General features: G+C 70.2%; 15 protein-coding genes and 2 pseudogenes. 8 read left to right on the top strand and 9 right to left on the bottom strand.

Annotation, left to right across the window (positions count from 1 at the left end; genetic code table 11):
- Positions 1-89: 89 nt before the first annotated feature.
- Complete coding sequence (locus tag OG689_RS03180) at positions 90-1,652, bottom strand: RICIN domain-containing protein (RefSeq protein ID WP_266317267.1); 1,563 nt, start codon at positions 1,650-1,652, stop codon at positions 90-92.
- 1,264 nt (positions 1,653-2,916) lie between these two features.
- Here OG689_RS03180 and OG689_RS03175 point away from each other — a divergent pair.
- Positions 2,917-3,309, top strand: coding sequence for a recombinase family protein (locus tag OG689_RS03175; RefSeq protein ID WP_266317264.1), 393 nt, complete (start codon positions 2,917-2,919; stop codon positions 3,307-3,309).
- A 235-nt stretch (positions 3,310-3,544) separates the two neighbouring features.
- Positions 3,545-3,746, top strand: a pseudogene (locus OG689_RS03170) (IS5/IS1182 family transposase); the annotation flags it as partial.
- A gap of 139 nt (positions 3,747-3,885) precedes the next feature.
- Here the strand turns inward: OG689_RS03170 and OG689_RS03165 are convergent.
- Entirely contained in the window at positions 3,886-5,031 is a 1,146-nt protein-coding gene (locus OG689_RS03165) for a LuxR C-terminal-related transcriptional regulator (protein ID WP_266317262.1), read from the bottom strand.
- 6 nt (positions 5,032-5,037) lie between these two features.
- Positions 5,038-6,780, bottom strand: a complete 1,743-nt coding sequence (locus OG689_RS03160; protein ID WP_266317260.1) for an AAA family ATPase — start codon at positions 6,778-6,780, stop codon at positions 5,038-5,040.
- Between the two features lie 1,150 nt (positions 6,781-7,930).
- Here OG689_RS03160 and OG689_RS03155 point away from each other — a divergent pair.
- From OG689_RS03155 to OG689_RS03145, 3 genes are all read left to right on the top strand, one after another.
- A complete protein-coding gene (locus OG689_RS03155) occupies positions 7,931-9,205 on the top strand; it encodes an extracellular solute-binding protein (protein WP_266317258.1) in 1,275 nt (424 codons plus the stop codon).
- Between the two features lie 101 nt (positions 9,206-9,306).
- Positions 9,307-10,239 carry a carbohydrate ABC transporter permease gene (locus OG689_RS03150; protein WP_266317256.1) on the top strand — a complete coding sequence of 311 codons (933 nt, stop codon included), beginning with the start codon at positions 9,307-9,309 and terminating at the stop codon, positions 10,237-10,239.
- Between the two features lie 17 nt (positions 10,240-10,256).
- Complete coding sequence (locus OG689_RS03145; protein ID WP_266326827.1) at positions 10,257-11,105, top strand: carbohydrate ABC transporter permease; 849 nt, start codon at positions 10,257-10,259, stop codon at positions 11,103-11,105.
- Positions 11,106-11,169: 64 nt separating this feature from the next.
- On the opposite strand, the gene OG689_RS03140 is transcribed toward OG689_RS03145, so the two are convergent.
- Both OG689_RS03140 and OG689_RS03135 read right to left on the bottom strand, forming a co-directional pair.
- Positions 11,170-12,021 carry an IS5 family transposase gene (locus OG689_RS03140; protein WP_266276092.1) on the bottom strand — a complete coding sequence of 284 codons (852 nt, stop codon included), beginning with the start codon at positions 12,019-12,021 and terminating at the stop codon, positions 11,170-11,172.
- Positions 12,022-12,145: 124 nt separating this feature from the next.
- Positions 12,146-13,558 carry an NF041680 family putative transposase gene (locus OG689_RS03135; RefSeq protein ID WP_266317147.1) on the bottom strand — a complete coding sequence of 471 codons (1,413 nt, stop codon included), beginning with the start codon at positions 13,556-13,558 and terminating at the stop codon, positions 12,146-12,148.
- A 325-nt stretch (positions 13,559-13,883) separates the two neighbouring features.
- Here OG689_RS03135 and OG689_RS03130 point away from each other — a divergent pair, with 325 nt between their 5' ends.
- Positions 13,884-14,834 carry an ROK family protein gene (locus OG689_RS03130; protein WP_266317254.1) on the top strand — a complete coding sequence of 317 codons (951 nt, stop codon included), beginning with the start codon at positions 13,884-13,886 and terminating at the stop codon, positions 14,832-14,834.
- Positions 14,831-15,097: pseudogene (locus OG689_RS03125) on the top strand (PfkB family carbohydrate kinase); the annotation flags it as partial. The gene OG689_RS03130 and the pseudogene OG689_RS03125, both read left to right, overlap by 4 nt.
- A gap of 37 nt (positions 15,098-15,134) precedes the next feature.
- Here OG689_RS03125 and OG689_RS03120 read toward each other — a convergent pair.
- Entirely contained in the window at positions 15,135-15,833 is a 699-nt protein-coding gene (locus OG689_RS03120) for an aminoacyl--tRNA ligase-related protein (protein WP_266317252.1), read from the bottom strand.
- A gap of 700 nt (positions 15,834-16,533) precedes the next feature.
- Between OG689_RS03120 and OG689_RS03115 the strand changes: the two genes are divergently transcribed.
- Complete coding sequence (locus OG689_RS03115) at positions 16,534-17,499, top strand: 1-phosphofructokinase family hexose kinase (protein WP_266317251.1); 966 nt, start codon at positions 16,534-16,536, stop codon at positions 17,497-17,499.
- Positions 17,500-17,877: 378 nt separating this feature from the next.
- Here OG689_RS03115 and OG689_RS03110 read toward each other — a convergent pair whose 3' ends face one another.
- The 3 genes from OG689_RS03110 to OG689_RS03100 all read right to left on the bottom strand — a co-directional run bounded on the left by OG689_RS03110 (position 17,878) and on the right by OG689_RS03100 (position 20,936).
- Positions 17,878-19,203 (bottom strand): GAF domain-containing SpoIIE family protein phosphatase, encoded by a 1,326-nt coding sequence (locus tag OG689_RS03110; protein WP_266317250.1) that lies wholly within the window; start codon positions 19,201-19,203, stop codon positions 17,878-17,880.
- 378 nt (positions 19,204-19,581) lie between these two features.
- Entirely contained in the window at positions 19,582-19,947 is a 366-nt protein-coding gene (locus OG689_RS03105; protein WP_266317248.1) for a hypothetical protein, read from the bottom strand.
- An 89-nt stretch (positions 19,948-20,036) separates the two neighbouring features.
- Positions 20,037-20,936, bottom strand: coding sequence for a slipin family protein (locus tag OG689_RS03100; protein ID WP_266317247.1), 900 nt, complete (start codon positions 20,934-20,936; stop codon positions 20,037-20,039).
- Positions 20,937-21,637 lie beyond the last annotated feature (701 nt).

Here is a 21,637-nt window from a genome sequence, read left to right as displayed (position 1 = left end):
TTCGAGCAGCGGACACCTGCCCGTCCCATGGGCTCACGCTCGCTGCAGATGAACCCGGCCGGGTGAGGTCCGCCCTGGCGGGCGCACGGTCAGTTGATGTTCCAGCGCTGCAGGGTGGAGGCGGTGTCCGTCTCCTGGGTGACGAGGGCGCCGTTGGAGGTCGAAGCGGTGGTGACGGAGAGCCCGCTGTTCTGCGAGGTGATCTTGTAGCCGCCGGTGGTGGCGGCGACCACCCAGCGCTGGTTGCTTCCGCCGTGGCAGGTCCACTGGATCACCTGGGCTCCGGCCGCGACGGAACCGCCGTTGACGTCCAGACACAGCTTCGAGGAGCCGTTGGCGATCTGGTAGCTGCCGTCCGCCTGCTGGGTGAAGACCCAATTCTGATTGCTCGCGCCGTTGGGAGCCCAGGTGATGAGCTGGGTGCCGGTGTTGGGCGAGCTGTTCGGGTCGTCGAGTGCCTTGCCCGAGGTCCGGACGGTGCGGGTGCCGTTCAGTGCCGGGCTGACGGACCAGTTGACCGAGGCACTGCCCGACGGACCCGTGCTGTCCGTGGCGGTCACCTTGACGCTGTACGTACCGGAGGTCGTCGGCGTACCACTGACGAGACCGGACGAAGGGTTGACCGACAGCCCGGGCGGAAGGCCCGTTGCAGTCCAACTCAAGCTCCCCGTAGCCGTGTCCGTCGCCCGCAGCTGCAACGTGGTCGCAGTCCCGGCCGTGCCCGCCTGGTCACCCGGCGCGGTCACCGTGACGCTTCCGGCGGTGCCGGTGGTCCAGGCGTCGGTGATCGGGGTCGCCTGGGCGGCGGCGCCGGCGTAGGGCAGACCGTACATGTCCTCGATGGTGCGCAGGACGCTGAAGTGGTCGATGTGTTCGCCGTAGGTGCCGGGCTTGACGGGCTGGCCGTTGATCAGGGTGGCGATCTGGTTGTTCCCGGCGCTGTCGTCCTCGTCGAAGGTGGTGATGAGGAGGCTGTTGTGGGTTCTGGCCCACTGCACGTAGGCGTCCAGGTGGTTCTTGAGCCAGGTGTCGCCGGTGGCGGTGGAGCAGTCGTGCATGTCGTTGCAGAGGTTGGGGACCACCCAGGAAACGGTGGGAAGTTGGGTGAAGTCGGTGGGGAAGGCGGTGAGCGGCCTGTTGGCGGTGGCCGGGACGTTGGTGAAGTTGACCCAGGGGTTGTGCTTGCGGGCGTACTTGCCGCTGCTGCAGACGGTGGAGCCGGTCGAGGGAAGGTCCTCGGAGTAGCCGGCGAAGGTGAGGCCCTTGGCGAACAGCTGGGCGGCCTGGTTGTCGGTGGGGAAGGTGTGCGGGCAGGAGTCGTTCGTGACGCCCTGGCTGGAACCGGAGAACAGGTCCAGGTAGTTCGGCTGGCTGGGGTGCGTGATCGCGAAGGAGTTGGTGAAGTTGGCGCCGGTGCTCGCGAGTTGGTTGAAGTACGGGGCATCGGGGCTGCCTATGACGGAGCTCTCGGCAGTGTTCTCGAAGACCACGACCACCACGTGGTCGGGGCGCGGCACGCCGGTGGTGGCGGCGGCGGGCAAGGCGGTGGTGATGGAGGCCAGGCCACCGAGCAGGCCCAGGGCGGTGAGGTGGGTGACCGGACGGGTGATACGCAACGCGAACTCCTCGCAGAATTGGGTGATGTTTTCCATCTTTGGCGATGATCCTTCTCTGCATAAGGAGTCGAAGGGGAAACGTCAGAAGAATTAGGCGCGGCCAATGAGAAGGTGCATCGTATGCGACCAAATAGTTCATGCGAGAGTAGTTTCCAGTGGGAAGAAATATCACCCCTATGCGGGTCGAAATTGGCTCGCCCTCTGGATCAAGGTTCCCGGTGAGGGTGATTTCTCGGCCCCGTGTGCCGCTCGCGGCGAGGGTGATATTTGTGCGCCAGGCCGGGGCGGGTAGAAGCTGCTGGTCGGCGGGGCGGAGGGTGTCGGTGGGCCGGGGGTGGCGACCCTTGGCGGGCATGTTCTTCAAGCCGGTACGACAGCAAAGGGCGAATTCGATCCGTCGGGGTCTTCGCGCCCTACATGCCCCGGTGCAGGGCCCGGGCGCGTCGTCGGCTCGGAGCCTTTGCCCGGTCCTGTCTGGGCCGCGGTCGTGTGGCTCTGCGCGTGACGGTTGGCTGTGCGGCCCCCGACTGCCCTGAAGGCCAGGGGGGATCGGCCTCCTGTACTGGGCGGGGTGGATCAGTCAAATGATCTGCTCATTTGAATGGCCAAGTCAACAGCAATGAGCATTGAGTTTCAGCTTCGAGCAAAGTTCGACGTGTCCTCGCCAAGCGGGGTGCGCGCCTGGTGTGCGCCACTCGCACGCCTGGCCCCACAGGTGGCCGGCACCAACGAGCCCGGGATCAACAGGCGGCCTCCGGGCCCCACGAACTGGGCGAACCATGTATGCGTGAGCGCCCGCGGCGCGCAAGTCGTCGGCTCTCGACCTGTCCGACGCCGCCAACTACCAGCCGGCAACCGCGAGGCGGCCTTCTACGCACCTTTCCCGCAATGATCGGAGCGGACCGTTATCGCAGCGGGGCCGGCGGGTGTGGGAACCTCCGCGGAGGTCTGGAATCGTGGATCCCGAGAAGTCATCCGGACTGCTGAACACCACATCAGCCGACGCCGTACGTCGTATCACCCACGCCGCCGCCGGCGGCCGGGCGTGGACGAGGACACCACCGAACAAGCCCTGCAGGTCGATTTCCCCTTCACCACCACCCCCGTCGAGCACACCCCGCCGCCGATCGCCCTCCACCTCGACCACCCCACCCACCATGGGTCACGCCACCCTGCGCATGGCGTGGACGACTGCGCCCCGCCACCCGGGCGGGTGACCGGAACACCAGCTGCACACCGAACGACCCTGTCCGACAGGTCCGGCAGGGGCGCTTCTCCGAACCCTCCGGGGAGCAGACACATGCACACCTCCGACCCCTTCGCCCCTCTGCAGCCTGCCGCCTACCTACGCCGTCCTCTCCATGGCCCGACCTCGCTGGAGACCCAGCGCGATACCTTGCGCCGCTTTGCCGCCTGCCTCGGGATGCCCGCTCCGGCGCTCTACCTCGACAACCTTCCACCAGCCGACAGCCGGCGGCCTCGGCCTCAGTTCGAAGCCCTCGTCCATGCCATGAAGGACGGCTCCCACCATGTGCTGCTGATACCGGGATCCTGGGTCTTCTCCAGCGACGAGTACCGCGCCCGCCTCGCCCACCAGGTACTCACGGCCGCCGGGTGCCGCCGCATCCTGACCCTGCCCACGCCGCTCGCGACCATCTGGCGCCGCCGGGCCGACGCAGGTCAACAGGTGTGAGGGAGTGCCAGGGCGGGGGGCGACGCCGGCCGAGCCGCTGCCGGTGAAGGTCATGCCGCCCACAACGCCGGTGGTCACATCGTCGCCGCAATCACGCACCGGGTCGCTACCTGGAGCGACCTCGTCCCGCACCTGGTCGGTTCGCACGAGATCGGTGCGTCGGTTGAAGTATGACGGCGCATCAGGGCAGGGTCGGCGGGATGGTCTGCCGACCCTGCCCTGATGCACCTCGGGAGAGCGCACAGCCCCCTTGCTCCCCGCCCGGCCTGCTCGGCGTCGCCGCCGTCCCGGGCGGCTGCCGGTGGCGGATCGCGTCGCGCTCGCTGGTGTCGTCCGCATGCTGCGAAAGGGCGTGGTACAACGCTACATCCCGGCGCGGTTCGTGGGCTGCTCCGGGGCTGACCAGTGGGCGCCGGCTGCGGGACCTGACCGAGGCCCGTTGCCCCCTCGCACGAGGTCGGAGCCCGCGCGGGCCGACGGCCGTCGATCGCGTGGGCTCCGACCGGTTCCACGGCAGAGCCGTTCCTGACCGCCCGACCTGCACGTCACGTGCCCGGCCCCGTCCCGGCTGCGTGATCAGGAGGTGTCGATGGTGCTGCGGGGATCGGTGAAGTTCTCGCGGGTGGTGTGGAGTTTCCTGAGTGTGTTGGCGACGTGATGTTCGACGGTGCGGGGGGAGAGCGCGAGGGCTTGCGCGATGTCCTTGTTGGTGGCGCCGGTGGCGAGGAGGCCGGCAACCTGCTTCTCGCGGGGGGAGAGTTCGTTGCCGTAGCTGCGCCGACCGCGAGGGGTGGGACGGTCGAGGCCGAGATCGCGCAAGGTGCGTTGGCAGCGGGCGGTGTCGGCGGTGGCTCCGAGGGCGGCGAAGGTGGTGGCGGCGTCGGTGAGGTGGCGGGCGGCGGTGTTGGGGTCCGCGCCGGCCAGGTCTCGGGCGGTCTCTTCGAGGCCGCGGGCCGCGTAGTAGGGGCGGCCGATGAAGGCGATGATGCGGCGGTGCCTGTCGAAGCACGCGGCGGCGCCGGCGCTGTCGCCGTCGTACCGCAGGAGGAGACCGCGGGTGAAGGCGAGTGCGGAGCGGGTGGCGGGAGCGTCCTCACCTTCCAGGTCCTGTTCGGCCTCGGCGGTGATCTCCCGCGCGGCCTGCGGGCGGCCGCTGGCAAGGGCGGCCTGAACGGCGACCGCCAGCAGAAGGGCGGCCCTGGCCCAGGTGGACTCGCTGCGCCGCCTGTCGAGGGCGGTACGGATGACGGCCCAGGCGTCCTGGGCCTCACCGCGGATGAGGAGAACGTGGGCGATGCCGGCCGCCGCGCGCAGGGCGCAGTCCGGCTCCAGGGCCGTCTCCGCGAGGCGGGCGGCGTGGCGCAGTTGCTCCAGGGCGAGGGTCCACTGCCCGCGGACCGCGGCCAGGTATCCGCGGCCCAGGTAGGCCTCCATCAGGATGTCGGCGGTGTCGGGGTACTGCGTGAGCAGGGCTGTGTGGTCCGCCTCCAGGTGCTCCCAGCGGCCTGCCTGCCAGTCCAGCCGCAGGAGTTGGCTGGCGCTGTAGACCTCGATGAGTGCGGCCGTGCCCAGGCGTCGGGCGAGGTCGAGGCTCTCCCGGAGCAGTGCCTCGGCGCGTCGGTCGTGCCCGACCGCCAGACCGTAGTACGCGACGTTGAACAGTGCGCGGGCGCTCTGGCGCAGGACTTCGGGATCGGCGTCGTCGCGGGGCAGCCGCTCCACGAGGTCCTAGACGGCCGGGTCGTTGGCCCTGGCCATCAAGGTGAGGCGGGTGGCGTGGACGGCGGCGCGAGCGCCGCGGTTGGGGCTGTCGTGGACGGCGTCCTCCGCGCGCCGCATCCATGTCCGCACTTCCTGCGGGGTCCGGTTCGGGTGCACGGCGAGGGCGACCATGGCCCGGGCGGCGACGTCGGGCCGGGTGGCCAGTTCCTCGATCGCCCGCTCCAGTTCGCGTTCGCCGCCCGCCGCGTCTCCTCCCTGGTTGACCATGAGGAGACCGAGGGCGAGGCGGATCTCGCTGCGGGCGGCCTCCGTCAGACGGGGGGCGGAGACGATGCGGCGCAGGGCGGTGGCGCTGGTCGTGTGGTCGACGCCGTTGACGGCGATCCGGGACAGGGCCAGGGCGGCGCGGGTGCGCAGGTCGCCCTCCAGCCGGGGTTCGGCGAGGATCTCGTGGATGAGCGTGGACGCGGTGCCTTCGTCGCCGAGGGAGATGGCCTGGTCGGCGGCGGCTTCCGCCTGGCGCAGCCAGGTGGGGACGTCGCCGAGGGTGCGGGTGTGGTGGGCGATCTGGACCAGGGGCGGGGAGGGGGAGGCCGTGAGGGCGCGGACGGCCTGGCGGTGGAGGTTCTGCCGGTGGGGGCCGGGGATGTCCTGGTGGACGGTCTGCTGGGCGAGGGCGTGGCGGAAGGTGTAGCGGCCGGGGGCGGCTTCGTGCAGGACGGTGGCCTGCAGGGCTTCGGTCAGTGCTTGGTCGACCTGCTTCGGGTCGAGCCTGGCGACTTCGGTGAGCAGGTGCTGGTCGGCGGGTACGGCGAGGACGGCGGCGGCCTCCACCAACGCGACTGCCGGCTCCGACAGGGTCGCCATGCGCTGGTTCACTGCTTCGCGCAGGCTCCGTGGGACCTCTGCTTCCCTCAGTACCGACACGTCGTCCGTGGCAGTGGCGACACCTATCGTGTGGCCCGGGCGTGGCTGGGCGGTGAGGGTGAGCAGGTCCTCCTCCACGATGAGGGGCAGGCCGGCGCTGCGTTCGAACAGGGTTCGCCTCAGGGCTGTGGTGGCGCGTGGGCCGAGGACGGCGGTGGCGAGGTCGTGCACGTCGTGTTCGGTGAGGGGTTCGAGGTGGATCTCCGCGCCGCCGGTTCCCGGTGGGCGGCGGTAGGGGACTCCGAGGACGGGGACATCGGTGGGCAGGTCCTCGCGGCGGTAGGTGAGCACCAGCCCGAGCCGTCTGGGCAGGTCCCGGGCGAGGAGCAGGAGCAGCTCGCGGGTGGCTTCGTCCGCCCAGTGCAGGTCCTCCACCACCAGGACCAGGGGGCCCACGGCGTCGAGCACGGAGCGCACCGCACCCATCAGCTGGAAGCGTCCGGCCCGGGTGTCGTCCGGGAGAGCGGGGGGCGGGGGCAGCCGGTGGGCGAGAGCGGGCAGCAGCGGCGCCAGTGCACCGGCCTGCGGGTTGAGGCGCTCGGGAGGGGGCAGCCACTCGCCGGTGCCGCCCAGGGCGTCCAGGACCGGGCCGAACGGCAGGGGTTCTCGCAGCGGGTGGCACATGCCGGTCACCATGCGTATCCCGCGGTCGGTCAGCGCCCCGGTCGCCTCCTGCACGAGGCGTGACTTGCCCACTCCGGGCTCGCCCTCCACCAGCACCACGGCCGGCGGGAACTCCAGCGCCGCGACCAGCAGGTCCAGCTCCCGGCCCCGGCCGACGCAAGTGAAACCGCGCCCCGAAGCCGCATGATTCACTGCCACCACCGACCTCCATGGGCTCGGTAAATTCCGTCCATGACCCCTCCTTCAAACTACTCCCCGTGAACTCCCGCCGAAACGAACAGGTGCGGCGTAGCGTCCTGGCCCCCAGGACCTCAGGCCGGGCGCCCAGTTCCTCGGATGCTCCGCCACCGACAGGTGGCCGGTTTCACCGAGTACCTCCAGCAGTTGAGTCCATCGTTCGCGCGTGACTCCCGCGGCGACATCGCCATTTGGTGGACGTACCCCTCGTCGCCGACCACGACGGCGCGCTCCGGTCGGCGCCGTGCGACCGGCGCGTACAGGGCCACGTCCACGTCGCCGCCGGTGGCTGGGCCGGCGCGCGGCAGCCGGTAGGTCTGGTGACACCCGTAGCGGGGTTCCTCACGGTGCGTGACCCGATCAGGGCCGTGGCAGCGCACGTGCCATCGGTGCCCGGGTGCGGCAGCGGGCACGCGCTCATGACGAGCGGGTCCTGGTCGTCCGAGCGGAGATGCGTCGAGAGCGGTTACCGCGGCGTGCGGCAGCGGGGCGCGCCGACAGACGGCCGGGCGGGCGGTGTGCGGGGGAGCGGGCGAAGGCGGTACGGCCTGTGCGGGCTTGCGCCGCCCGGCCGTTCGGCGAGCCTGACAGAGGCTGTTCGGGGGTGCGCCGGTGTGGTGGACGCGCGCAGCCTGCGGGTTCCTGTGCCAGGTCAGGGGTGCCTCCGTGGTTCTGGTCAGCCGTCACTACGGCGTCCTGTCACGAGCCGAATTCGATCGTCGGCCGTGGGTGACCCGGACGACCGGAGCGGCCGGGACGGCGATGGCGCCAGGTGCGCCAGCGTCACGTTCCCGATCCATCTGGTGACGCATTATGCTTCATCTGGCGCTTAAGAATGCAAGAACAAGCAAAATCAGCAGATGTTCGGGCTGTATGTCCGACTTGCCGGGAAGCGCCGCAACGATTCGATAACCGAGCTGGAGATCGTTGTCGGAACCCGTTAAGACTTGCGCTCATCTCGGGACGACGCCCCACAACGGCAGCCGGCCGGACAGCACGACCGTGCCCTCCGTTCGCCGCACCCCGGATCCATCTCCTCCGACGAAGTCGTCGTCCCCACCCATCCCTCCGGGCCGCGCAACGCACGGTCCGCGCACAAAGGCGAAATGTCATGAAGCGACGTCTGCTGTGCCTCTCGGCCATCGGTGTCACCGGCGCCCTCGCGCTCTCGGCGTGCTCCTCCGGCGGCTCGAACTCCCCGGTCGCCGGTCCCTCGAAGACCACGATCAAGCTTGTGGCGGCCGACTACGGCGACAAGGAGTCCAACAGCTCCAAGGCCTACTGGGACGCCGTCGCCTCCGCGTTCACCGCGGCCAACCCCGCCATCACGGTCGACGTCCAGGTGGTCAACTGGAACGACATCGACAAGCAGGTCAAGACGATGATCCAGTCCGGCAACGTTCCCGACGTGCTGCAGACAGGCGGCTACGCCGACAAGGTCGCCGACGACCTGCTGTACAAGGCGACTGACGTCCTCTCACCCGCGACGCAGGCCAACTTCATCGACACCTTCTCCAAGGCCGGCCAGGTCCAGGGCACCCAGTACGGCATCCCGTTCGTCTCCTCGGCGCGTGCCTTCTTCTACAACAAGGCCCTCTTCGCACAGGCCGGCATCACCGAGGCCCCCAAGACCTGGGACGACGTCCGGAAGGACGCCCAGCTGATCAAGGCGAAGGTCCCCGGCGTCACCCCCTACGCGCTGCCGCTCGGTCCCGAGGAGGCCCAGGGCGAGAGCATGATGTGGGAGCTCGGCAACGGCGGCGGCGTCACCGACGCCTCCGGCAAGTACGCCATCAACTCCGCAGCCAACATCGAGACGTTCCGCTGGCTGAAGGCCGACCTCGTCGACGGCGGCCTGACCTACCCCAACCCGGCCACCACCGACCGCAAGACCGCCTTCGCGGACTTCGGCGCCGGCAAGGCCGCGATGCTCAACGGCCACCCCTCGCTGATCCAGATGTCCAAGGACGGCAAGGTCGACTACGCGGTGGCCCCGATCCCCGGCAAGGACGGCCCGCTGGCCTCCACCCTCGGTGTCGCCGACTGGGTGATGGCGTTCAAGAAGAACGGCCACCAGGAGCAGGTGAAGTCGTTCCTCGACTTCGCCTTCAACAAGGAGAACACGCTCAAGTTCGACGAGCTGTACAACCTCATGCCGGTCACCAAGGACACCCTCGCCGACATGACCAGCAGCGGCAAGCACGCCGACCTGGCGCCGTTCTTCGCGCTGCTCCCGCAGGCGAAGTTCTACCCGCTGGGTGACACCAGCTGGGACGCGGTCTCCGCCGAGATCAAGAAGAGCGGCGGCACCGCCGTCTCCGGCGACCCCGCCAAGGTCCTCGGAGACCTGCAGAAGAAGGCCGAAGCGGCAGCTGCCGACAAGTAGCAGCCCGCGGCCGAGCGCCGCACCGAGCCCGGGCGCCGCCGTCCCCGACACCTTCGGCCGGCGCCCGGCTCGACCCGCACCCCCCGAAGGGCACCAACCCCGTGTCATCACACACTCCACCCAAGGGCGCCAAGGGCCCCTGCCCTCCTCGCCCGGACGCGAAAGCCCGCCGCCGTCGCGGTGCCGGCCCGCTGCCGTGGATCGGTCCGGCCGTCGCCCTGATCCTGCTCGTCGTCCTGTGGCCCGTCGTCGAGATGGTCCGCACCTCGTTCCTGAGGATCAGCACCAGCGGCTTCGTCCGCGGCAGCGCCGGCCTCGACAAATACCGCAAACTCTTCGACGAACCCGGCTTCCTCCCGGTCCTCCTCTGGACCGCCCTGTGGACCGTCGCGGTCGTCGCCGCCACCATCGTCCTCTCGCTCGCCCTGGCCCAGCTGTTCAACCAGAACTTCCCCGGCCGCCGCCTCACCCGCTGGGCACTCATCGCCCCCTGGGCCGCATCCGTCCTGATGACCGCCATCGGCTTCAAGTGGATGCTCAACCAGACCGCCGGAGTCCTCAACACCGCCCTCACCGACCTCGGCATCGTCGACGGCCCGCAGGACTGGCTCGGCGACCCCGCCTCCGCCAAACCCTGGATGGCCCTGGTCGCCGTCTTCGTCTCCCTCCCCTTCACCACCTACACCATCCTCGCCGGCCTCCAGACCGTCCCCGGCGAGGTCTACGAAGCAGCCAAGGTCGACGGCACCAGCACCTGGCAGACCTACCGCCTCATCACCCTGCCCATGCTGCGCCCGGCCCTGCTCGTCGCACTGGTCATCAACCTGATCAACGTCTTCAACTCCTTCCCCGTCATCTGGGGCATGACCCAGGGCGGCCCGGACAGCGACACCGCGACCACCACCGTCTTCGCCTTCCAGCTGATGAACACCGACATCGGCGAATCCGCCGCCATGTCCGTCGTCAACTTCGGCCTGATCGTGGTCATGGTGCTGGCCTTCCTCAAGGTCAGCCGCTGGAACGAGGAGAACTGATGACCACTCACATACCGATGGCCCGGCGCCGCGCCGTCAAGAAGCTGCCGGCCATCGGCCGTCGCACCGCCCTGATCGCCGTCACGGCCTGGTCCCTCGCGCTGCTGTTCCTGCTCCCGTACGCCGAGATGGTCATCACCGCGCTGCGGCCCGCCGACGAACTGCGCGACGCCACCTACCTGCCCGGTCACTTCGCCTGGTCCAACCTCATCGACGTATGGCGCGAATCGACCCTGGGCACCAACCTGCGCGTCACCCTGCTGGTGGCCGCCGGCTCCACCCTGCTCGTCCTGCTCGTCGCCCTGCCGGCCGCCTACTACACCGCGCGGGTCAGATACCGCGGCCGCAACGTCTTCCTGCTGCTCGTCCTGGTCACCCAGATGTTCCAGCCCACCTCCCTGCTGGTCGGCCTCTACCGCGAGTTCTACCAGTTCGGGATGCTCAACTCCGTCTGGACCCTGATCCTCTGCAACGCCGCCTTCAACCTCGCGTTCGCCATCTGGATCCTCACCGCCTACATCTCCTCCATCCCCGTCGAACTCGAGGAAGCCGCCCAGATCGACGGCCTCGGCCGACTCGGCGCCCTGCGCCGCGTCACCGTCCCCCTCGCCATGCCCGGCATCGTCACCGCCCTCATCTTCACCTTCATCTCCGCCTGGAACGAATTCGTGATGGGCCTGCGCCTGACCACCGTCCCGGACAGCCAGCCCCTCACCGTCGGCATCAACAACTTCATCGGCAACTACACCGTCCAGTGGAACTACCTCTTCGCCGGATCCGTCGTCGCCATCCTCCCCGTCGTCGTCCTCTTCGGCCTCATCGAAGGGAAGGTCGTCTCCGGCCTCACCGCCGGATCCGTCAAGTAACACCCGTGCCCTCACCCGCCATCCAGGAGAATCCTTGTCCCACTTAGACCGACCGGCAAATGGATCACTTGAGGCGTCGGGTGGTGGGCCGGCCGTCCCAGCGGTAGCGGCTCGTTGCCCGGCGGATCAGCATGCGGAGCGTGACGAGGGCGGCGGCGAGGTAGAGGTAGAAGTCCACGACGCTGCCGCTCCTCTCGGTGCAGCGCCGGAGCTTGCCGTAGTCGTTCATCCACGAGTGCGTGCGCTCGACCACCCAGCGCTTGCCGGCCTGGATCGGGGCGGGCACGCCCTTGCGGGCGATCTCCGCGGTGAAGCCCAACTGGGCTATCAGCGAACGGGACTTGGCGCTGTCGTAGCCGCGGTCGAGGTTGACGTTGACGGCTTCCGGCAGCGCGCCGACCTGGTCCTTGGCGGCGTCCAGGGTCGGGCCGAGCAGGGGCGAGTCGTGCCGGTTGGCCCCGTCGGAGACGATCCCGAGCGGGACGCCGCAGGCGTCGGTGGCGACGGAGCGCTTCAGACCCTGCTTGCCCCGGTCGACCGGCGAGCGCCCGGCCTTGTCACCGCCGGACGGGGCCTTGGTGATACAGCCATCCACCGAGATCTCGCCCAGACCGAGGCCGATCATCCGGTCGTAGGCCTCGAGCGCGAGAGCGTGCACAGATTCGGAAATCCCTTGCTCGGCCCACTCTTTGACACGCCGCCTGATCGTGCGGTCGGAGCATCCAGGGGTGGAGACGCGCTCGTAGCCGGAGCCGTGGACCAGCGCGAGCACGATGTGCTCGAAGACCGTCCGGTCAGCGATCCGGCGGCGGTGGCAGCCCAGCGGATGGTTCGCGACGAACGCTTCCCGGGCAGGCAAGAGTGCAGCGAACTGGTCCCAGAGGGGTTCGAGCAGGCAAGATGGCAGCGCGGGCACGGCCGTCCTTCGTGATCACTGAGCGTAGAGAACTCCATGATCACGTGGACCCGTGCCCGTACTGCATCCACCCCGCCTTACGTGCGACAGCGACTGCCTATTGCCGGTCGGTCTTAGCTTGAATTTAAAGGTTGCCCCTCGGCGTTCCGGTCGAGGGGTTGTCCTTTTTGCTCTGGTTTTTTCCGACGGGATGGCGGGGTGCGGGGGCTGAGGTGCTGCCGGTGGGGCGGCCTGGGCCGGGGCGGGTGGCTTTCGGCGGGTTCGCGGGAGTGCCGACAATCCGGCGGATCCGGTGATAGCCGCGGCGGACCCTGGCCGGGGTGAGGCGGCCGGGGTCGAGGGGTTTCTCCCAGGGGCGGCGGAGGTCCTCGGCGAGGGGACGGGCGAGGCGGAGTTGCGTGTGGGCGGCCACGAGGAGCCAGGCCCACCGGTCGGCCTGTTCGGGGTGGCGGAGGCGGGGCCGGGTGAGGCCGAGAGTCTGCTTGAGGAAGCGGAACGTGTGCTCGAGGTCGAATCGCCGCAGGAAGATACGCCACAGCCGGTCGACATCGTGGGCAGTCGCGTCGGGGACCGAATGCCACAGCCACAACGGTTTCGGGTCCCGGTTGCCTGGCAGGTGCTCGACCACCAGGTGAACCAACGTGCCTTCGACGATGGGAAGTTCGCCCTCGTGGCCGGTCCAGCCGCCCTGGCGGCGTTCCAGCTTCGGGTGCAGGCGCCCCCAGCAGCGGGCGGTCACGGCGCCGAACCGGTCATGGCGGGTGGCCGACTCCTGGACCGGATCCGGATGCGTGGCCGAGTGGGCGAGGCGGAACTCCTCCCCGTGGCGGGGCTGCCGGCCGGGCCACGGTCCCTTGCGGCGGCCGGCCGGGTGGTGCATCACGCGATCGGAGCGGATCCGGCCGAGCAGCCGCACCGGCTCCTCGCGCAGCAACCAGGTCAGGCGCACGATGTCGTAGCCGGAGTCCAGGACGAACAGCACCTCGGGGTCGCCGTCGCGCCACTGCCCGGCCTCACGAAGCCGTTCCAGCAGGTCGCGGATCTGGGCGGCGGTGACCGCCGTAGGATCGTCGCCAGGCCCGATACGGACCGCGTCGAGCACCCCGGTCCAGGACGAGCGGCCGCCGCCCAGCGCGGCGGCGACCTGGTACGGCCAGCCTGGAATCGTCTGCCGGACGCCGTCGCACCGGCACGGCCGGTAGCAGTGCAGGCGGGCCGGCGAGCACTCCGCGTCAGGCCTCGGCCAGGGCGTCACGTCCACCGCGATCGACAGTTGCCGATCCGCCCCGCGCGGCAACTCAAGCGCGGCCAGAGCCAGCCGCAGTCGTCCGACATCGATCCGGCCGTTCGCCAGAGCGTCGTACATCGCCCCGTGGCCGCGCCGGTGCACCGACTCCAGGCTCAACTCCGGCAGCGACACCACCGGCCCGTCCGCACACAGCACCGCGTCCACCAGCTCGAACAACGCGTCCGCGCGGCGCGGCAACGCACCGAACAACTCCATCCGAAAGGAGGACAGTTCGACCAAACCCGACATCTGCACAGCCGCATGGACCACACTGGACACCGACGACCTCCGACCCGTTGTGAGACTCGACATCACACAGCGTGAACCAGAGGTCGTCGCCATTTCCGGCGAATCCCCATGTGGGTGAACAGATCGGGCATCAGGCGATCACGGAAGGTTAAAACTCAAGCTTAGACGCCGAGACCGCGAGCCGACCCCCCTGCTGGGCGCGCGCCGCCGCCACGGCCCCCGGCGACACGGGCAGCGTTCCCGCGGCCGTAGCCCTCGCCAAGGCCAGCGGCCTCGGTCCGGACCAACCCCGCGACCTCACCCGCTCCGTCGTCCTGACCGCCGCATGAGCGCCGCAGCCCCCAGGGTCATCGCCATCGACGTCGGCGGCACCGGTATCAGGACCGCGCTCATCGACGCCCACGCCAAGGTGCACGACCAGACCTGGCGACCCACCGCACGCGAGCGCGGCCCAGGATCGGTCGTCCGCACCGTCACCGCCCTCGCAGCCGAACTGGCCGATGCCGCCCGCCGCGCCGCAGCACCCGCCCACGTCATCGGCCTGGCCCTCCCCGGAATCGTCGACGAAGCGACCGGCACCGCTCTGTACTCGGCCACCATCGGCTGGCGCGACGTCCCCTTCGGCGACCTCATCACCCAGGCCACCGGCTTACCCACCGCCATCACCCACGACGTCAGAGCCGGCGGCATCGCCGAAGCCCGCCTCGGCGCCGGCCGCGGCCACCGCAGGTTCCTCTTCGTCCCCATCGGCACCGGCATCGCCGCCGCCATCATGACCGACGCCACCCCCGAACCCGGCGCCCACCACCGCGCCGGCGAAATAGGCCACCTCACCATCCGCCCCCGCGGCGACCGCTGCGCCTGCGGAGCCCGCGGATGCGCCGAGACCTACGCCTCGGCCTCCGCCATCTCCCGCCGCTACGCCATGGCCACCGGGTACTCCGCCGACGCCTCCGAGGTCGCCTTCCTCGCCGCCGACGGCGAAGAGGCCGCCCGCCGCGTCTGGGAGCAGGCCGTCGACGTACTCGCCGACACGCTGCTCCAGACCGCGACGGTTCTCGACCCCCCGCTCATCGTGCTGGGCGGAGCAGTCGCCGCGTCCGGCGAACTCCTCCTGTCGCCCCTTCGAGCGGCGATGGCGTCCAAGGCCGTCGTCACCGTCGTTCCGGCCCTGGCCCTGGCCGAACTCGGCGACCGGGCCGGCTGCCTCGGCGCGGGTCTGGCGGCGCTCGACCTGATCACCGTCCGCGCCGACGTGGGAGGACACCTCCGATGATCGTCACCGTCACCGCCGACCCCGCACTCGACATCACGTACGACGTGAGGGGCCTCGGCGCCCACCCCACGCACCGTGTCGTCGAGGCGCACGAACAGGCCGGCGGAAAGGGCGTCAACGTCTCCCGCGTGCTGACCTCGCTGGGACGCCGCACCACCGCTGTGCTCCCGCTCGCCGGCCCCAACGGCATCGCCGTCCAGGACGATCTGCAGCGCGCGGGCGTGACTCACTGCCTGGTCCTGGGCGGCGCACCGACCCGCCGCAGCGTCGCCGTCGTGGACGACCACGGCGTGACCATGTTCAACGAGGCCGGGCAGACGGCCGACGACGGCTGGTGGCATGCTCGGCCTCACGGTGCAGGTCGAACGACCGGTCCAGGCCCTCCTGTGTCAGGTCGAAGCTGTAGGAGTCCTTCATCGTGAACTCCCGGGTCCGTAGCAAGCCGCCCTTGGCGCGGGGTTCATCGCGGAACTTGGTCTGGAACTGGTACCACGTCTGCGGCAGTTCACGGTACGACTTCAGCTCGGTGGCGAGCGACGTGAAGATCTCCTCGTGGGTCATGCCCAGCGTCAGTTCGGAGCCCTTACGGTCCGTCAGGCGGAACATCTCTTCCCCCATGGCGTCCCACCGGCCACTGCGCCGCCACACCTCCGCCGGGTGCATCGCCGGTAGGGAGAACTCCTGCGCCCCGATGACGGTCATCTCCTCCCGGATGATGCTGACGATCTTCGACCGTACCCGGACGGCGAGCGGCAGCAGCGAGTAGTGGCCTGCCATGAGCTGCCGGATGAATCCGGCGCGAAGCAGGAGCTGATGGCTCGGCGCGTCGGCCTCGGCAGGGTTCTCGCGAAGGGTCGGGATGTGCGTCTGGGACCAGCGCATGGTCAGCAGCTTTCGTTCGATGACCGACGGGTCTGACGTGACCGTTTCCAGGGGCGCTTCGACAGGAGACGGATCGATGCGTTCCGAAGGTTCGTCGGCGGTTGTCGGTAACTCCAAGGGACCCGTACCCGTGGGCCGAGTGTGGCCCGGCCCCCTTCGATGGTGCTCCTCGTCCGTGACATCCGGCGACGCGGGTGGCCGAGTCGAACCCGGAGAATCCGGCCCGCTGTGGTGTTCGCCGAGTCTGTGGTCCTGCCCGGCGCTCGCCCGGCACTTGGCCGTTGCGTGCTTGGCCGGTCACGCTCTCGCGGATGCGACGATCGGTGACGTGAGCAGCTCGTGTGCGGCGAGCAGGACGGCGATCTCGGCGGGATCCCGGCTGGGCTCCTCACGGGGTTCGATACGGGCGTTGTTGCAGGTGGCTGCGATCCGCCCGACCGTGACCTTGACCGGGTCGGCCGGGCGCCGCGGGAACGTCCACGTCCAGGATCGTGGCCGGGCGGAACGTGGTCACCGGCTCCCCGCCCGGCGTCGGCCGCAACGTCGGCGCAGTTCGTTGCGCCTCCCGTACCCGCGCAGCAGGATGGAAGGAGTGACCGAGTGCGGAGGTCGAGATGGCGGGTGGTCTGCTCATGGACGTGGGTACTGGTGGCCTTCTCGCCCGGGCCTGGTCGGGCACCTTCCCACGGAGTTCTGTCTCACCGGAGGGCCCGGGAGGGCAGCCACGGACGATCGGGACCTCAACCGCCGTGTCACCGCGATGAGCGGCCCTGAAGTGTCTGGTCCGCTTGCGGCGGGTAGCGGCAGGAGGAGCCCAATGCCGGGGAGCACGCCTCCGATCCTCACCCTGACGGTGAACCCCACCATCGACATCTGCTGCGAGGTCGACCGCCTGGCGGACATCGGCAAGACCCGTGCCCGGGTCAGGTTCGTGGCCGCCGGTGGCGGAGGGATCAACGTCGCCCGGGACGTGTCACGGCTCGGAGGACGGGCGACCGCCGTCCACACCGCCGGCCGCGAGGTCGGCCAGCGCCTCAACCGCCTGCTGGACGAGGAGGGGGTCGACCACCTCGCTCTCGGGATCGCGGGTGAGACCCGCGAAGCGTTCGTGTTGTTCGAGACCGAGTCACGCCGCAGCTATCACATCGTGCCGCCGGGCCCGCGACTGGACGACTCGGAGGGAGGGCGTCTCCTGGACGCGCTGGCCCGGGCGGCCAGCGGCCATCAGTACGTCGTGGCCAGCGGCAGCCTGTCCAGCGGGCTTCCCGACGCCTTCTACGCGGCTGTCGCCCGCCGGGTCAAGGAGGCCGGGGCCCGGCTGGTGCTGGACACCTCGGGGCGGGCCCTGCGCGAGTCACTGCACGAGGGCGTCTTTCTGCGGAGGTGCAACAATCACGAGGCCGCCAGCCTCGCCGGCCGGGCGGTCCGGAGCTTCGACGACGCCCGCACCGTCAACGAGTCCCTGCTTGCCGCAGGAGCGACTGAGATCGCCGTCACCACCCTCGGGGAACTCGGCGCACTCTGTTCGACCAGGCACGGTCACACCGAGTTGAGAGTCCCGCCGTTGCCCGGCGAGCCACTCAGCGACGCCGGGGCCGGAGACGCAATGGTGGCCGCACTCACCTTGCGGCTGGCTGCGGGCGACGATCCGGTCGAGGCCTGTGCCCTCGGCGTGGCCGTGGCCGCCGCATCGGTGCTCACCCCCGACACCGAACCGTTCGATCGGGAGCTGGCTGAGTCCCTCTACCCCGCGGTGCGGATAAGACGGCAAGCCGGTTCATGACCGAACTGCCCCAGCCGTCCGTGGCCGCCGGCGGTCGCCGCTACGGCGTCGACGAGCTGAACGGCGACGTCCCAACGGACGGTGCCGCAGGGGCTGACAGCGTGTTCGCTCATGATCTGGGCGAGTGTCACGGCGGAGTGGGCCGGCGCAGAACTCTTGGCGGGCGAGGGTGGACAGGTCGGACGCGGCAGTGGCGGTGCCGTGGTGGCGCATTCCGGGTTTCGAGGCTGCGGAACGGAGACGGAGGCCCTCGCGTCGGAGGGTTGGCCTCCCCTGCGGCTGAGCTCTCCGGACCACGGACCAGCAGAGGTCATGGACACGAGTGAAGGCGGCTCGGATCAGGTGCTGAAGGACCAGCGCCGAGACCGAGCTGCGGGCCTACCAGGGGCGGGGTACGTCCTGTTCCCGGGCCCGGGAGTGTGTCGCCGGTGTCCCGGGGGTCGGCGCGGTGGGTGGGGTGCGCAGGGCGAGGACGGCGAGGTCGTCGCGTCCATCGGTGAGGTGGGCGTCGGCCAGGGTCCGGCACAGGTCTTCGAGGGGCAGAGCGGCGTGGGCGGCGGCGACCTGGGCGAGGGCGGTGAGGCCGGCGTCCAGGGGGCGGTGGGGGTGTTCGACCAGGCCGTCCGTGAAGAGTACGAGGGTGGCGTTGCCGGGCAGCGGGCATTTGTGGTCGGGGCGGGGCACGTCGGGGTCGACGCCGAGCGGCAGGCCGGGGTCGGCGTGCAGGTAGCGGGCGGTGCCGTCGGGGCCGATCAGGAGCGGTGGCGGGTGTCCGGCGTTGCTCCAGTGGATCGTCCAGCCGTCCTCGGCGGGTTCGATGCGGGCGAGGCAGGTGGTGGTGATCGGGTTGTCGGTGATCGCTTGGAGGGTGCGGTCGAGCTGCGTCAGGACGCGGCTGGGCGGGGTGCGGCGGTCGTAGAGGAGGGCGCGCAGCATGTTGCGGGTCTGGGCCATGGTGGCGGCGGACTTCAGGTCGTGTCCGGCGACGTCGCCGATGACCAGGGCGCAGGCGCCGTCGGGGAGCATCAGGGCGTCGTACCAGTCGCCTCCGACGTGGTCCGGGGTGGCGGCGGGCCGGTAGATCGCCGCGACGGAGAAGGGCGCCACATCGGGCAGGCTGGGAAGGAGGAGGCGCTGGAAGTACTCGGCGCTGGCGCGGACCTTCCGGTAGAGGCGGGCGTTCTCGATGGCGAGGCCGGCCGCGCCGGCGAGCGCCACGAGGATGTCCTGGTCGTGCTCGTCGAAGGGCTGTCCGTCGCGCCGCCCGCAAAGATAGAGGTTGCCGAAGACGCGTCCGCGGCCGGTGAGCGCCACCCCGAGCAGTGTCCGCATCGGCGGGTGGCCCGGTGGGAAGCCGACGGCGTCCGGGTGGGCGCCGATGTCCGCGACGCGAAGCGGTCCGGGGTGGTCGATGAGGTGTCCCAGGAGGCCGCGCCCGTGGGGGAGGGCGACCCCGGCCAGGGCCTGCACCTCGCGTTCGCTCAGCCCTACGGGGATGAACTCCTCCAGGTGTTCGCCGTCTTCGCTGAGCACGCCGAGCGCGCCGTAGCGGGCGTCGACGAGGCTCATCGCGGTGGTGATCACCCGGCGGAGCACGACGGGCAGGTCCAGGTCCCGGCCCACCGCCATCACCGCGTCCAGCAGGTCCTGGAACCGGCGCTGGGTGTGGGCCAGGTCCCGTAGACGGCCGACGATCCGGTCCATCTCGTCATCGATTCGGCGGCTGCGGTCGGGAACGTCCGCCCACCCGGATCCACCCTCCGGATCCACCCGGCCCACCTTCGATTCCCGTGCTGGACGACCGTACCTTCGACGCGTCGCGCAACCGGACGCCGGACGCAGCGGCGCGTCCTGCTTTCAACCGTAGGTAGGTCCGTCGCCGACCGCGACCGTGACCGGCGCAGCCGCGTCCTCAGCTGCCGCGGTAGCACTCGGACGGGTCACCCGCCGTGGTGTTGCCCGCATCCCTGGACCTGGGTGGCCCCGGTGGATGATCGGGAAGCCTGCACGGACTTCGTTGCGCCCGGCGGTGGCCGTGCCCGCCCGGTCACGTGCGACCGTGCCCTCCGCTCGGCCCCGTCGTCAGCGGTGCCACCGTCGTTGCTCTGCCGACCGGCGCCGGATGACGATCAGGTCGATCACCGCGACGACGGTGGACACGGCGCACAGCACGGCGAGGCCCGTGAAGAACGCACGGTCGGCGCGCGGTGCGGGCAGTGCGTTCGCCGCAAGCAACGTGAAGACGATGGCCCCGAGCAGGAAGAACGGGACGAAGATCCGTCCGAGTAGCCGTCGGGCCGGCAGATCGCTGCGTGCCCAGCGCGGCTCGGTGCCGAAGTGCCGCCACCGCCGGGCGGCGGCCCGGGCGCGGCGGTCGGCCGCCGCGGCTTTCCAGCGCTCGGCAAGGCGGTGAGGCCCGTGGTGCGGTGTGTGGAACGGCTGCGTCATCTTCTCGTGGGCCCTCCGTGCGATGCCCTGCACCGGTCTCCGGCGAAGGCCGTGTCCCCTCGGCCTCGGCCGGAAGGGGACGGTGACGGCTACGGGGTCCTGGTCGCCCCGTTGGGCGCCGGTACGTGAACGGGGTCGGGAGCAGGTAGGTGAACGGACTTGGTCGCGAGTTGGGTGTCCGGGGTGTCCGGGCGTGGGTGTGGTGCGGGAGCGGCGGCGGCGGTCGCCTCGCGGGAGAGGAAGGAGCCGAGTTCGCCGATGGTGCTCATCAGGGGTGCAGGGAAGACGACGGTGCTGTTCTTGTCGACGGCGATCTCGACGAGGCTCTGCAGGTTGCGCAGTTGGAGGGCGAGCGGGTGGGCCATCATCGTGTCGGAGGCTTCGCCGAGTGCGGAGGCGGCCAGGGCCTCTCCCTGCGCACTGATGATCTTGGCGCGCTTCTCCCGCTCGGCTTCGGCCTGCTTGGCCATCGCGCGCTTCATGGTGTCGGGCAGTTGGATGTCCTTGAGTTCGACCAGGGTGACGTCCACGCCCCATTCGGTCGTGGTGACGTCCAGGATCTGGCGGATGTCCAGGTTGATGCGGTCGGTCTCGGACAGGGTCTCGTCCAGGGTGTGCCGGCCGACGACCTTGCGCAGGGTCGTCTGGGCGATCTGGTTGATCGCGGAGTTCACGTTCTCGATGGCGACGACCGACTTGATGGCGTCCACGACGCGGAAGTAGGCGACGGCGGAGACGTCGACGCTGACGTTGTCGCGGGTGATGATGCCCTGGGACTGGATCGGCATGGTGACGATCCGCAGTGAGATGTGGTGCATGACGTCGGCGAACGGGATGATCAGGCGCAGTCCCGGGTCGCGTGCTCCGGTGATCCGGCCGAACCGGAAGACGACCCCCTTTTCGTACTGCCGGACGATGCGGATCGACATCGCGAGCGCGATCAGGACCAGGATGACGAGCACCACCAGGACCGCTATCAGGGCGGTCATGTCGGCTCCCTTCGGTTGCGGGCCTGCCTCGACAGCCAGGTCCGGGAACGCGTCGCCGCGAGCAGAGCGACCGGGAGGCGCGGGACCGGTCTTCGGTCCTACCGTGAGCCTGCCCCGCATCCGGTGCCGGCGACAGGGCCGAACGGGTCCGCTCCCGTCGTGACCGGCCCACCCAGGTGCAGGACCTCCTGCGCCGGCGGGTCACCGAAGGCGTCCCCGGGAGCGGCATCCGTCGCCCGAACGCCGGCACCGGAGCGGGGGCGGCCAGCACGGCCCCTACCCGGCTCGTGGGTCGGAGGTGCTCAGGGGGGTTTTCGGGGGCGCGCCGGCGCCACCGGGCCTCGGGCCGTTCGACGGCCTGATGCAGGCCTCCTCGGCTCGGCAGGGTGCGTGCGTCCCACGTCCACGCCGCGCCCCCAGCCCGGGCGGTCCCCTGTCTGTCAGGCTGGAGGAGGCCCTGTCGGCGACCCGGAAGGGAGCGGCCATGGAATCCGAGGCCATTCGTGTTCGGCCGGTGCCGGGAGCCGCGCCAAATCTCGCCGACTACGAGCGGGCCCGGCGCGAATTCTCGTGGGAGTCGGCGCGGGAGGCGCTCGACGGGCTGCCGGGCGGTCGGGGGCTCGACGTCGCGTACGAGGCGGTCGACCGGCACGTCGCCGCCGGACGCGGCGAACGCGCTGCGCTGCGTCGCCGTGGACCGG

It is taken from the genome of Kitasatospora sp. NBC_00240 (assembly GCF_026342405.1).
Classification (GTDB): Bacteria; Actinomycetota; Actinomycetes; order Streptomycetales; family Streptomycetaceae; genus Kitasatospora.
Note: the sequence above shows the minus strand (reverse complement) of the source record. Positions and strands in the feature narration are given on the sequence as shown.